This window comes from Trichocoleus desertorum ATA4-8-CV12 (assembly GCA_019358975.1).
GTDB lineage: Bacteria > Cyanobacteriota > Cyanobacteriia > FACHB-46 > FACHB-46 > Trichocoleus > Trichocoleus desertorum_A.
In genome coordinates this window covers 1-13,701 of sequence record JAHHIL010000055.1, presented here as the reverse complement: position 1 = coordinate 13,701, position 13,701 = coordinate 1, and the positions used below count along the sequence as shown (strand labels likewise).

Genomic DNA, 13,701 nt, shown 5'->3' with positions numbered 1-13,701 from the left:
TCTAGATGCGGTACCTGAAGCCGCTAGAATTCCTGGTATTAAACGACACTGTCTAACAAGCCCGTTGCACACCGACTATATAAAGGTTACTGGCTGAGTTCAAGAGGCTATTAGCAGTGGGTGAACGGGTTCGTTAGACTGCTAATCTTTCTGTATTTAAGCGACGCAAACCATTCAAATCTAGATAGCTAAATCCAACCTTAGAGAAGAAGGGCAGCACACAAAGCAGTAATGTCTCGATTGTTTGGTTGACCCAACCCAAGCTAGAAGGCCCAATTAACCAGGCGATGAAATATAATGCGCCGATCGCCATCGCAATCAGATAAATCCAGTGAAACAGGGTTTATAAGTCCATAAGCTATCTCCATTTCTTCCCAGTCTTATGCTCATAAATGTGATCCAAAAGTGAGCAGTAGAAATCTAGTGATCACATTTTGCTCACTTTCTTGAAGGACGCTAGAGAGATAGTGAAGCAGGCAATGCTGGCTTACGGCAGCCGTGCCGCTCCAGATGATATGGAGTCGGGAGGAAATGGGATGACAGTACTGGATAGTGTCAAATCAACAGAACAGCAATGGCATCACCTTTCTCAGGAGCAAGTTGTCCGTTTGCTCAAAACTGATCCTGAGCAGGGTTTGTCTTTCACAGAGGTAGCGGAGCGACACGATCGCTTTGGCCCAAATCAATTAACTGCTCAGAAAAAACAGAGTGCCTGGTTGCGATTTCTCCAGCAGTTCAATCAACCGCTGCTTTATATTTTGTTGGTTGCGGGGCTAGTGACAGCGTTTCTGCAAGAATGGATCGATTCGGGCGTGATTTTTGGGGTGACACTGCTCAATGCCATCATTGGCTTTGTGCAAGAGTCTAAGGCAGAGGATGCGATCGCTGCTTTATCGGAAGCTGTTACAACTGATGCAACAATTCACCGCAACGGTCAAAAGCAAGTGGTTTCATCCCGCGAACTGGTTCCTGGCGATCTCGTCTTGCTATCTTCCGGTGATAAAGTACCTGCGGATCTGCGGCTGATTGAAATTCGTGACTTACAGGTAGACGAATCAGCCCTTACAGGAGAATCAGTTCCAGTCGAAAAAAACCTTCATCCCCTAGAAGCAGACACTCCGCTAGCAGAGCGCACCAACATGGCGTACACTGGCAGTCTCATCACCTTTGGGCAGGGGCGTGGAGTTGTTGTGGGCATTGGAGAAATGACCGAAACCGGGCACCTCTCCCAACTAATGCAACAAAGTACAACCATAGAAACTCCCCTGACTCGCAAAATCGATAAATTCAGCAAAACCCTGCTGTACGTCATTTTGGGACTAGCTACCTTCACCTTTGCGGTCGGCATTGCTCAAGGATTTTCCTGGATTGAGGTGTTCAAGGCGGCGGTTGCTCTGGCGGTCAGTGCGATTCCCGAAGGGTTGCCTGCCATTCTTACAGTGACATTAGCGATCGGTGTATCTCAGATGGCAAAGCACCACGCCATCATTCGTAAACTGCCAGCGATCGAGACTCTGGGCAGTACCACCGTGATTTGTTCCGACAAAACTGGAACTCTGACCGAGAATCAAATGACGGTTCAGGAAATTGATGCGGGTGGCAGGCGTTATCGGGTAAGTGGTGGAGGCTATGCGCCGGATGGAGAAATTTCTCTGAATGGACACACAATTGATCTGGCAAAGACATCGGCTTTATATGAATGCCTGCAAGCTGGACTGTTGTGCAACGACTCGCATCTAGAAATGCAGGATGGAAACTGGATGGTGGTTGGTAGCCCCACAGAAGGAGCGCTGATTGCTGCCGCTCACAAAGCTGGACTCGTTACAGACAAGCTGGAGCAGGCGCTTCCTCGGCTTGACACCCTGCCGTTTGAATCTCAATTTCAATACATGGCAACACTGCATCGCAACCGACCAGAACGGTTGATTTATGTCAAAGGTTCGGCTGAAGCCATCCTCAAACGATGCCGTCAGATGGTTGATGATGATGGAGAGGCGATTACCCCTTCGGGGAACTGCAAAGCGATCGCCCTCAACCCAACACAAATTGAGCAAACTGTAGAGAGCATGGCAAAAAAAGGGCTACGGGTTCTGGCACTTGCCAAGAAAGCTGTACCTGATTCTCAAAGCTCGATTGAGCATTCTGACCTGGAGCAAGGTTTGGTATTCCTGGGATTGCAAGGCATGATCGATCCGCCTCGTCCCGAAGCGATTCACGCCATCGAATCCTGTAAGTCTGCGGGGATTCGGGTCAAGATGATCACGGGCGACCATGCCAAAACAGCAGCGGCGATCGCTCAACAAATGGGTCTAAGTCAAACTAAGGATGCACCCGTTTTCACAGGTCAAGAACTTGCCCGACTGGATGAGCAAGGATTAGCCAACGCCGTTGAGCAGAGCGATGTGTTTGCGCGAGTTGCACCTGAGCAAAAACTGCGGATTGTAGAAGCACTCCAATCCAAAGGTGAGATTGTGGCAATGACAGGAGATGGAGTCAATGATGCACCTGCGTTGAAGCAAGCTGACATTGGAGTGGCAATGGGCATCACGGGCACCGAAGTCACGAAAGAAGCAGCAGATATGATTCTGACCAATGATAACTTCGCTTCGATTGAAGCCGCTGTTGAAGAAGGACGCACTGTTTATAAAAATCTGTTACGGGCGATCGCCTTCATCCTGCCCGTGAATGGTGGCGAATCCATGACCATCTTAATTGCGGTGATGTTAGCAACTCCACTGCCGATTCTGCCCGTGCAAATTCTCTGGCTGAATATGGTCAGTTCTGTTGCCTTGAGTCTACCGCTGGCATTTGAGCCACCCTCTCCAGATGTGATGCAACACCCCCCTCGTCCCACTCACGAACCACTGTTGTCTCGCACGCTAATCATCCGAATTTTAACCGTTTCACTATTTAACTGGATTGTGATCTTTGGAACGTTCAATTGGATTGTTCGTACCACCGGAAACGAGGATCTGGCGCGGACAATGGCAATTCAAGCCTTGGTTGCAGCAGAAGCTTTTTACCTATTAGGTATTAGCCGCTTTATTTCGGCGATCGCTGCGAAACTACGTGGTAAAGATGAGTCGCTGGGTTACGCGGTGGCGATCGGTATTGCAGGGGTTTTCATCCTTCAACTTCTATTCAGCCAATGGAGCCTCATGAACAGGCTCTTTGCAACTGAAGCATTAACTCTGACTCAAGGCTTGATTTGCCTTGGCATTGGTCTACCTATGATTGCTTTAGCCGCGTTGCTGAAGCGGTTTGCTCCATTGAAATAAATGACTTCAATAAAGCCCCTCTTTTGATTGTGCTGACATTACGAAATCTTTAGCGTTAGATATCCATTTTTGTCTTATGGCTTCTCATAATCTCAAACGTGCGATCGGCATATTTTCTAATCATCGAGACGTAGAACAGGCACTAACTGAGCTAGAAAACAAGGGTTTTCCGATGCAGAAGCTTTCGGTGATTACCAAAGCTTCTGGTGATGACGATAGTTCGGCTTATCAAAGTGTACAGCAGCCTTCAATGACAAGGGTAGAAGGTGCAAAAACAGGCGCAATTACAGGCAGCATAGGGATAGGCTCACTTACCCTAATTGTTGGACTCGGCAGCCTACTAATTCCTGGTATTGGTCAGGCATTGGCGGTAGAAAGCCTTTTAACAACTTTTTTTGGAAGTGGAATTGCCGCAACTGCTGGTGGTCTGTATGGCGCACTTCGAGGATGGCTAGTGCCAGAAGAACAAGCAGAAAACTACAACAACAGATTTAACCAGGGAGATTATTTGATTGTCATGGAGGCAGTAGAAAATGAGATTTTGATTGCTGAACCCATCCTTAAGCGTTGGGAGATTCGGACGTGGCGTGTCTATGATGTATTTTGAATCTCAGTACAGGACAAAAACTTGGAAATGATCAAACCGCTTGACCAAACTCATAGCGGTTAATAAACAATCCAATCACAATGTCGTGTATCCCAAAGGTGTGATGTTGCTCGTCGAGCAATCGCAAATAAGCCCCCCAAGCATCTGTGTAAAAGTGAGTGAGACCAAACGGATGCAACAACGCTTTGAGCTTGATTAAGGCGGCATCCTCATGGGGTGCTAGGACATAAGCCAGCATTTTGCCAGTTCGATGGTCAATAGCAGACCAGAGCCTTTCTTGAATGCCGTAGGCTATACGTTGTTGCTAACGCAACCTCGGCAATTCGCCCTCATTCGGCAAGAATTTCGATGTGATAGCTGTAGCCCTGCTCAGCCAGAAACAACTGCCGATGACGGGCAAACTCTTCTTCACAGGTACGCAAGGAAACCAACGTGTAAAATTGGGCGCTACGACCATCCGACTTGGGGCGCAAGACTCGACCGAGCCGCTGGGCTTCTTCCTGCCGTGAGCCGTACTTGCCAGACACTTGAATCAGCACATCAGCATCAGGCAAATCGAGCGCAAAGTTGCCGACCCGAGACAAAATTAGCCCGGAGATTTCACCGGACCGGAACTGCTCGTAGCGGCGATCGCGTTCTGTTTGGGGCGTTTTCCCTGTCACGAGCGGTAGCCCAGTCAAAGTGGCGATCTGCTTCAGTTGATCCAAAAATTCCCCAATGATCAAAATGCGATGACCGTGCTCTTTCTGTAACAGCGATCGCACCACTTCATGTTTACGCGGATTTTCTGCGGCAATCCGAAACTGGTGGCGTTTGTCGGCAACCGCATATTCCATCTGCCTAGCTGTAGTTTGGGGAATCCGAATCTCGGTGCATTCCGCTGCCGCAATGAAGCCTTGACCTTCAAGTTCGCGCCAAGGCACATCGTAGCGTTTGGGGCCGATCAGGGCGAAAACATCTCCTTCTTTGCCATCTTCGCGAATCAGAGTGGCGGTGAGTCCGAGACGGCGGCGGGCTTGTAGTTCAGCCGTAATTCGGAAGATGGGGGCAGGCAGTAGATGCACTTCGTCATAGATAATTAACCCCCACGATCGCGCATTAAACAGTTGGAAGTGCGGAAACTCCCCGTCTTTGCTGGCGCGATAGCTCAAGATTTGATAGGTCGCCAACGTGATCGGAGCCGTCTGTTTTGATTCACCACTGTACTCGGCGATCGCATCTGGGGGCAGCGTTGTTTTATCCAATAGTTCACGCTGCCACTGGCGAACAGAGGTGAGGCTGCTGGTGAGAATCAGGGTATTTTCCTGCACCTGCGCGATCGCGGCTAACCCGACCATGGTTTTTCCGGCTCCGCAGGGCAGCACAATCACACCGCTGCCACCTTGTACCCGTCCCGCCTGATAAAAGGCTTCAGCCGATGCTTTCTGATAATCGCGCAGGCCAAATGGCGCACCGGATGTAGTGATGGGTCGTAACTCCAACTTAAGCGCATCGCCCGTGACATAGCCTGCCAAATCTTCCGCCGGATATCCTGCCACTAGCAACGCCTGCTTCAAGACACCCCGATCGCCAGCATTGACCGCAAACACTCGATCGCAGAGACGGTCTTTGAGATACTTCGCCACCTCATTCGTGCGGCTGAGGAGTTCGGCGAGTGGAACATCGGCGGTTTTAAGCAGCAGGCGATTGTCATCGCGCTCAATCACCGTCAGACCATAGCGACTGCCCAGAGCGCTAATTTCTTGAGCCACCGCTTCGGGCATTGGGTACTTAGCGTGGTCGCGTAGAGCTGCAATCATGTCGTCAACAGGCATTCCGGCGGCACGAGCATTCCAGATACTCAGCGGTGAAATCTGATAGGTGTGGATATGTTCAGGGCTTTTAATTAGTTCCGCAAAGGGGGCGATCGCTGCACGAGCCGCATCCGCACGAGGTGAATGCACTTCCAACAACACGGAGCGATCGCTTTGAATAATCAGCGCATTTTCGGCAACGTAGGACATGATTTAGCTCAACCCCGGCAGACTGTAGCCCAACTTCTTTAACCCATTGTGAAACTTGGTTTCTGTTTCGGCAGGCACAACCAGATAGCACGCCTGTCCCGCAGCAGCAGCTTTCGGCTGATCCGCGATAAAACAGAACGCTTTGGTCCGCGAATCGCTGGCAATTTGGGCGGCAAGCGCAGCGTCAGCACAGCGAATCAACCGGGCAGAACCCAAATCTTGCAGACTGGTAGTACGGGTTTGCAGGTCGGCAAGAAACTGAGTCACGGGTTGCGGCAAGGCTTCGCTACTGTTGGCAATCAGCCAGTCTTGCAGTTCCGCCACGGTACGACCCTGAGCGATCGCATTCAACAGCTTTGCCTGATCCAACTTCCACACCACGTCAGACACGGAGACAAGAAAACTGTTGAGCATCAGGCGATCGGCACGAGACAGCTCACTCACCGCCACAACTTCTAAATTGGGCAGAATTCGCAGCATCTCTTTCTGCACAGGGACGGCAGCTTCGTAGCGATCGCTCAAGCCTAGACAGTAAGCACCGAGCGCATTCAGACGAAAATATGCTAGCCCATCGTAGCGGCTCAACGTGGCATCATTATAATCATCATTGCTGGGCAATATTAAAAAGCCCTCATCCGGATGCAGGTAAGCCACATCAATTAAGCCCAGCGTTGATACATACTCAAACAGGAAACATAGAATATATCGGGCTTCTAGAAATAGCCAACTGCCATAGTAGAGCGAACCGTAACCCTCGATCGACAATGTCTCGCTGTTGCGGCTAACCTCAAAGTCATACCCTGCGGCGACCATGTAGCGTAAAAAGTCGGACAGCGCCACCCATCGCGTGACTGGGCAATCCTTCAGTGCATTCACAATCACGCTGCGTCGTCCAGCTACAGCGGTGAGGCTGCGTTTGGCTTTTCCGGTTTGACCCTTGATACTGTCAATGCGCCGCAGTTCATCCAGACTGGTCGTTTTCAGCCACTGTTTCCATAATGTTTGCAGCGTCTTTTCAGGCGAATGATTGATCGCTTTTTGTCCAGTCTTCGTTAGAACCAACCGTTTACCGTTCAATTCCACAAGCTTGCCTGCCTGCAACAGCATCACCCAGGCGAATGGCTTGATTGCGCCGATGTCATAACTGTAATCCCATTCTGCTGGCGATCGCTTCGCTGTCCAATCACTGTAGTAGTCGCCGTCTTCCAACACTTCAGCAATGGTCGTCAGGGTCGCGCCCGGAGGGAAAAACGTTTTGTCGCTGACAGACACTTTGCCCAAGTCTACTAACCGCAAAACCGTCTGCACATCTCGTCCTGCAACCGCTTCAGTTTCACGAATACTCAATGGGAATTCAACTTGTCTAGAGTGCTGTTTGCGATCGCGGTAGTTATACTCCACGAGCGTTCGCGTCAGGGTAGGTGGCAGCGTCTCTAGACTTTCAATTTGCGTTGTTTCTGGCAACGGCACAAATGTTTTGAGTTGCGCTTTTAGGTCTTGCGGCATGGTGCCACTGTAGAAAAACAGCCCCAAAATTGACGGATTGTGGTTGAACGCATAATAGGATGAGCGCTCGTCAGTCGTCCAAGTCGCTTCTGCACCGTACTTGCTGACAAATCGTTGCTGCTGGTAGTAATCGTTTGAGCTGTGAACCACTTCAACAATCGTGGCTTGTTGCAGGCGATCGCCCTGCTGCCATAGCGATCGCAACGATTTGACTTGCATTCGTTCCATCACGTAGCTGACAAGCTCGGCTTTTCGCGTTGGAATTCTACCATTCGGCAACAGTTGCGCCAGTGCTTTTAGCTGATCAACGGTTTGATGATTGAGGGCTTCGAGCAGTGTTGAAATTCTCTCTGGCTGGCTGTAGTAGGGCATAGCGCTATCCCTGATTGACTCCATCAGCATACAGGTTGAACACCGAAAAGTTACAGAATGCTGAGTGTACTGGCTTTGGTTGTCGTTTCATAGTAGATCGCCTTGTTCGAGTTTTGGTTTGCGATCGCTGGAAGCTATAACCAACCTTTCATTCATCAGTTTGTCGTGATTGAATTACGTCATCGCCTTTTGTAAACCACCAAGCCCAAGCCACTAGGAACACTTGCATAGGCAACCGCAACCAAGTCAAAGGTGGATCGTGAGGGAGAGCAGGGACATCGATATTATGGATTGCCTGATATAGATTCGCCGGGAAAACCACAATGTAGAGCACTACTAGAGTCCAAGCCGCAGCCCGACTGAATCGAGGAATCAGTAAACCCACTCCAGCCAATACCTCCAGAAATCCGCTGCTGAATACCAGTGACCAATGAAATGTAGCGTACATGTCCCTTGAGAATCAGCCGACAGGTGTTTGCGGCTCTCGGCACCACCACATAACTCGCAGCAATCTCCCCAAAAATTGCGATCGCCCGCTGATCCGCCAGGACGATCGTCAAATGTCGATTCAGGTCAAACTCAACCAGCCTAAAAACTCCCATCACACTCTGACCCAGCGCTAAGTTTTCCACTCCGGATAGTAGTTGTTTGGGGCTAGGGCGATCGGGGATGGACTGCCGCACATCAAACAACATCCGCTCTAAGTAATCCAGCTAGTCATAGCTATAAGACCCGATCTTCAGTTGACACAACCACCGGAATAGAACTTCTGCGGGTGCATCCACATCAATGGCTCGGAAATAAGCTCTGACCAGATTTAGAGTGAGTTGACTCTGCCAATTCGGGACGACTGCTTCAGTTGCGGAGAACTTATAGACCACCAAACTCCTTGCAAAGTCTTTCGCAAGTTTCAACATGCAAACTCTCTACTTTAGTGAGAAAACGGTCTGGATCATCAACAAACAATAGAAAGGAGCGTGCATATATCCAGCGATTCGGGCACCACGTCGAATCAATTGAAGGGCATTGGGGTAGGTTGAGACACAGACCAAAACACGCTCATGGATGCTGCAATAGGGCGTGTCTACTTTTGAATTATTGGCATTGTCTTCAAGGGCATCTTCCTCAATATTATCTGCGACTTCTCGCAATGCCAGTTCTCTTAACGCAACCAGATTACGACGCTGGAAAAAGTTTTGGAGAGACTGCTCCACCTTCTCCATTGCATAAATCTTGCCATCTCGTAGTCGTTCTTCCAGTGTTTCAGGAGTGACATCCACAACGACAACTTCATCCGCTTCTTCTAAAAGGCGATCGGGAACTCGCTCTCGCACCACTATCCCTGTAATCCGGGCAACCAGATCGTTCAAACTCTCTAAATGCTGGATGTTGACGGTAGAGTAGACATCGATTCCTGCCGTTAGAAGCATCTCAACATCCTGATAGCGTTTTTCCCGCTGGGAGCCAGGAACGTTGGTATGGGCGAGTTCATCCACCAGAGCCCGTTGAGGTTGACGTGCCAGCACTGCCTCTGTATCCATTTCCGTCAGAACAACCCCATTGTGATTAATCTGCTGGCGTGGCACTATCTCCAAACCTTCTGCTTTTTCTGCGGTTTCCTTGCGTCCGTGCGTCTCCAGCAGCCCAATCACCACATGGGAATGTAACGTCCTGCCAGCAAGCTAAAACTAGTACTCAAATTCCACCAAAGAGTGGCATCGCCTAACCCTTCCAATCCAGACCCGTTGTTAGAGGCGGCGGAAGCGTATTCGTAGATCACCTGGGATAGACCATGAAATCCAGGGTTACTGATGCCTGCCAACTGCCCAGACGATGCCAAGGTGATAGCAGATGGAATCAAGACGGCGATCGGGTGAACCAGCAGCAGGAGAAAGCTTGCCAGTACGACTTCCCGTTTCTCAATCTCCCTGCCCACCAAACACAATTTGTAGGAACATATTAGACAGGGTGATAAAGCCGCCGTTGGGCATCAACGAGTCATGCATTCCGTTCACCGCACCGCACATACTAGCGGTTGTAAACACGGCAAATAAGGCAGACTGTGCCCAGCCAAATCGAACTTCTTTTCCTTCCAAATTTGGAGCTTGACCGCCCAGCAACGCATTCACCACAGAGTTGCCCTGGTATTCCCCGATCGCAGTAATGGCAACAAAGATGACCAGAAACGTGAGTGGAATGCTGTACACCAACCAAGCTTGCTTCAAGTTATTGGCAAAGATGCCATAGGTGATGATCATTGAGGACGGAATCACGAGCATCGCAACCAGCTCAATCAAATTCGTGAATCCATTGGGGTTCTCAAACGGGTGTGCCGAGTTGATGCCAAAAAAGCCACCACCGTTCTCGCCCAACTCTTTAATAATCTCAAAGTGGGCAACCGGACCTCGGGCGATCGCCTGACTGATGGTTGGATCTTCCAGTGTGGGAACAATGGCTGGACCTGCTAACATCTCTGGCATTCCAGCAGCGATGAAGACGATCGCACCCACAATGCTAATGGGCAGCAGAATTCGCGTAATGGATTGAATCAGATCAACGTAGAAGTTACCCAGCGGTCTGCCTGTCAATCCTCGAATGAAGGCGATCGCCCTGAGTGCCTATGCAATGGAACAGGATCAACAGCAAGCCTTTGCTGCTGGCTTCCAGCGTCATCTTGCCAAGCCCATTGAACCAAAGGTTTTAGTCCAGGCGATCGTGGCCCTCATGAGTCAGGAATGAGTATCAATTGGGCGCTGCGATTAGGCGGCGATAAGGTTCCCAGATTTGGATTGCTCTCCCGTTGGTCATCAAGAACTGACCATTAGGGCTGAACTGAAACCGATTTACATCTCGGATGGACGTGATGCTTTGCCCTGTTTGGGTATCCCATAAGGTAACTCCCTGTCGGGGAATCGGCTCACTTTCTACCACGGGTAGGATCAGGCTACTAGTCGCCAAGATCGTGCCATCGGGGCTGAAGGCCACATAGCCCAGATTGTTTGGCTTAACCGGATGTCCAGCGGAGTCTACCAAGCCGAAGCGATGGATGGGTTGGTAGGTGCGGAGATTCCAGAGGTAGGCTGTTTTTTCTTCACTACTAGCTAGACGCCCACTGTCGGGGCTAAATGCCAGGGATTGGATGCGATCGCTGTGCTTGCGTAGGGTGATCAGCCGCGCTCCGGTTGTGGCGTTCCATAGTTTGATGCTGCGATCTGGATCAGCAGTTGCCAAGAGCTGGCTATTGGGACTGAAGGCAAAGGGCGCTCCGGAGGGTAGATTGGTGGCTTGATTGACCAAGGTGCGAATCAGTTGCCCGGTTGTGGTATCCCACAGTTGTAAGCTGTTGCGATCGCTAGCAGTGACGAGTCGTTTGCCATCAGCACTAATGAGCACAGTATGAGCAATGCCATCGGATGGCTGCAACGTGATAGTTCGTAGAAGTTGCCCTGTTTGTAGGTTCCACAACTTGATGGTGCGGTCGGCACTGGTACTCACTAACCGTTGACCATCGGTGCTAATGGCGATCGCCCTGACTGCGTACCGATGTCCACTGAACGTCCGCACTGCTTTGCCTTGTGCTTTGCCTTGATCGGTGGCCCAGAGGCGGATCGTGCCATTGGATAGCCCCGCTGCCACGAGACGACCATCGGGCGTGAAAGCGATCGCATTCACCACATCCCCAACCATGCGGTTAGACTCGGTAGCGGGTTCCTGAGGTGGCCCTGAATCAGAGAGAGCTTCTGTCGCTTGTCCCCGGAGTAGGGTAATCAGTCGAGTCCCTCGCTCAGCATTCCATAGAGCTAGGGCGCTAGCACCGCCACGACAGGAGCGTCCATAGCTATAGCTGCTAATTGCCAGAATCTTGCTGTTGGGGCTAATCGCCTGTGCTAAAGGATAGACGGGGCAGTCATTGTCGGAATAAAGCGCTCTGAGATTGATGGAGTAGGCGAGACGGGCTTGGTTCCAGGCTCCTTCGGTGGGTAAAGGGTCTTTCAGGGCTGTGGTGAGCCAATTGAACAACACTGGCAGGTATCGGTTAAAGCGTTCTCCCTGCAAATACTGAGCATCGATCGTACAACTGCCACAGCTTTGGGCATTGAGCATTGTATTGATGCGCTCCCAGGAAATACCTGCCCAAGGTAGGTGCCCCACCGGAGCTTGGCGCGAGTAATTCAGCTCTGGCTCAGTCAGCCACTCTGGGGCTACAAAGTTTTCTGGATCGGGGGTTCGTCGAGTCCAGCCCACGCGATCGCCAAAGGCCTTGGCAGCAGTGTTGGTGTTATCCGGATGTTGGGCTCTAACTTGATCCCAAATCTGCTTCTGAGCACTGAAGCCAAAACGCCCTCCGCTCGCTTCCGTCCAGAGCTGGTCTAAGGTTTGCAGAACTTCAGGAGGAATATTGGTGGCCAGCGGTGAGCCAAAAACATCATCCTTAGGATGCACCCAAGTTTGGAGAATGCGGCGAGTTTCAGCATCGGCAGCTTGCCAATCTTGCGCCTTTAGCCGCTCCCGCAGAACACTCACATCCAGGCGCGGAGCCTGAGCTAGCACTGGGGCAGCAACCGCTTGAGCCATGACCTGGGGTGTGCCCTGATTTGAGAGCACCGAGAGCGGGAAGCAGGAAACAACCAAGCTAGTTCCTAGTAGGAGAGCGAAAAAGGAGCGATTCATCAAAACTTCCTAAGAGTGGCAGCGATTAAGGGATGGGTTCACTAGTTCTTAAAGCTAGATACAACCAGTTAGTCGGAAATTCCTTACAACAATCCCCGATAGCGAATAAACACCAAAATCGCAGCCCAGGAACCCAGCGCAACTTTAATGGCAACCAGGATGTTGAGCAGGGGAACTACGCCGCCGCTCACGAGTGCGCCTAACTCACCGTGGGGTAATTCAACGCCGATCAGTGTGATGACCGCTAGAACAATGAAAACCAGCACTGAAATTTTCTCCCAGGTGGCGGCATACCAGCGTCGATAAATCGACTCCATCCACTCCGAGGGTGAGGTAATTGCCACCAGTGCGATCGCCGTTCCACCCGCAACTCCAGCCGCAAATCCACCCCCCGGAGTTAGGTGCCCCCGAATCGCCAATTCCACCCCGACGAGCGCGGCAATAGTAGCTCCCAGTCTTGCTAGTACAATTGAAGGCTGATCGGTAAACTGATGAATCGTGGGGAAGGGTCGCTCATTTGCTAACAGAAAGTGGACGCCCATGATGGCGATCGTAAAGACGATAACTTCAAAAATCGTGTCATACAGTCGATTTCTAAAAATGATGCCCGAAACTGCATTTGGGACGCCACTATCTTGAACCACCGCTTCGATAATCGAGAGATCGGATACATGTGCGGCTGGATTGGGCATGAGCAGAAATTTGACGTAGAGGGCAATTCCGGCTGCAATTAGATCCATTTCATTCAGTGCTTCTCTAATGTATTTACCCAAGCGAAATATGCCAAAGATTACTTGAAAGATACCTGCCAGCATCACGACAGTGAATGCCATTGCTAGCCCGTTCTCTGGATTGTTTGCTGTTAATGACGCAACGATGGTGGTCATTACAACTGTCATGGGGCCTGTTGGTTCTGAAATGAGGGTCGGTGTACCACCAAACAAGGCAGCAAAAAAACCAACGCAGACAGCACCATACAAGCCAGCAATCGGGCCTGCACCGGATGCCACATCGACTTATGCAACGCTAGTTTACTCAGAGCAGAACTTAGCTAGGATGTAAGTCTTTTGGGGTTCTCAGTCTGGTAGCACTAACCTGGTAGCACTAAAAAGGTGACGGACTGGGACTGTATACCTTTTAACTGGTGGTGGGTTCGGGAGGCTGTAAGTCCCGCGCTCTACCGCTATGCCTTCGGCAGGCTACGCCAACGGTGAGCGTCGGGATACACGGACATCCCGCGTGAGTTGAGGGGTATGCGCTACGC

The 13,701-nt window shown here is 50.7% G+C and carries 10 protein-coding genes and 4 pseudogenes; 3 read left to right on the top strand and 11 right to left on the bottom strand.

The genetic code is table 11. The features are described from left to right. Nucleotides 1-133: 133 nt before the first annotated feature. Complete coding sequence (locus KME12_24060; GenBank protein MBW4490856.1) at nt 134-313, bottom strand: hypothetical protein; 180 nt, start codon at nt 311-313, stop codon at nt 134-136. Nucleotides 314-536: 223 nt separating this feature from the next. On the opposite strand from KME12_24060, the gene KME12_24055 reads away from it, so the two are divergent. Together KME12_24055 and KME12_24050 are read left to right on the top strand one after the other, a co-directional pair. Then, on the top strand, nt 537-3,278 hold the full coding sequence (locus tag KME12_24055) for a cation-transporting P-type ATPase (protein MBW4490855.1): 2,742 nt from the start codon (nt 537-539) through the stop codon (nt 3,276-3,278). A gap of 172 nt (nt 3,279-3,450) precedes the next feature. Next, on the top strand, nt 3,451-3,885 hold the full coding sequence (locus KME12_24050; protein ID MBW4490854.1) for a hypothetical protein: 435 nt from the start codon (nt 3,451-3,453) through the stop codon (nt 3,883-3,885). Nucleotides 3,886-3,916: 31 nt separating this feature from the next. On the opposite strand, the pseudogene KME12_24045 reads toward KME12_24050, so the two are convergent. From KME12_24045 to KME12_24015, 7 genes and pseudogenes are all read right to left on the bottom strand, one after another. Further along, nucleotides 3,917-4,156: pseudogene (locus tag KME12_24045) on the bottom strand (transposase). 58 nt (nt 4,157-4,214) lie between these two features. Continuing rightward, complete coding sequence (locus tag KME12_24040; protein ID MBW4490853.1) at nt 4,215-5,888, bottom strand: DEAD/DEAH box helicase; 1,674 nt, start codon at nt 5,886-5,888, stop codon at nt 4,215-4,217. 3 nt (nt 5,889-5,891) lie between these two features. Continuing rightward, nucleotides 5,892-7,766 (bottom strand): helicase-associated domain-containing protein, encoded by a 1,875-nt coding sequence (locus KME12_24035; GenBank protein MBW4490852.1) that lies wholly within the window; start codon nt 7,764-7,766, stop codon nt 5,892-5,894. Nucleotides 7,767-8,050: 284 nt separating this feature from the next. Then, complete coding sequence (locus KME12_24030) at nt 8,051-8,461, bottom strand: hypothetical protein (GenBank protein MBW4490851.1); 411 nt, start codon at nt 8,459-8,461, stop codon at nt 8,051-8,053. A gap of 18 nt (nt 8,462-8,479) precedes the next feature. Further along, complete coding sequence (locus KME12_24025) at nt 8,480-8,683, bottom strand: hypothetical protein (protein MBW4490850.1); 204 nt, start codon at nt 8,681-8,683, stop codon at nt 8,480-8,482. After that, nucleotides 8,637-9,421: pseudogene (locus KME12_24020) on the bottom strand (sensor histidine kinase KdpD). Before KME12_24020 ends, KME12_24025 begins: the two are co-directional and overlap by 47 nt. Then, nucleotides 9,421-10,375, bottom strand: a pseudogene (locus tag KME12_24015) (potassium-transporting ATPase subunit KdpA). Before KME12_24015 ends, KME12_24020 begins: the two co-directional pseudogenes overlap by 1 nt. Between KME12_24015 and KME12_24010 the strand changes: the two are divergent. Further along, nucleotides 10,362-10,505, top strand: coding sequence for a hypothetical protein (locus tag KME12_24010; protein ID MBW4490849.1), 144 nt, complete (start codon nt 10,362-10,364; stop codon nt 10,503-10,505). The pseudogene KME12_24015 and the gene KME12_24010 sit on opposite strands and share 14 nt — an antisense overlap. A gap of 3 nt (nt 10,506-10,508) precedes the next feature. Here the strand turns inward: KME12_24010 and KME12_24005 are convergent, their stop codons facing one another. The 3 genes and pseudogenes from KME12_24005 to KME12_23995 form a co-directional block, all read right to left on the bottom strand. Next, a complete protein-coding gene (locus tag KME12_24005; GenBank protein ID MBW4490848.1) occupies nt 10,509-12,437 on the bottom strand; it encodes a GUN4 domain-containing protein in 1,929 nt (642 codons plus the stop codon). 83 nt (nt 12,438-12,520) lie between these two features. Then, nucleotides 12,521-13,177 carry a Na(+)/H(+) antiporter subunit B gene (locus KME12_24000; GenBank protein MBW4490847.1) on the bottom strand — a complete coding sequence of 219 codons (657 nt, stop codon included), beginning with the start codon at nt 13,175-13,177 and terminating at the stop codon, nt 12,521-12,523. A gap of 18 nt (nt 13,178-13,195) precedes the next feature. Beyond that, nucleotides 13,196-13,447: pseudogene (locus tag KME12_23995) on the bottom strand (sodium-independent anion transporter). Between the last annotated feature and the right edge of the window lie 254 nt (nt 13,448-13,701).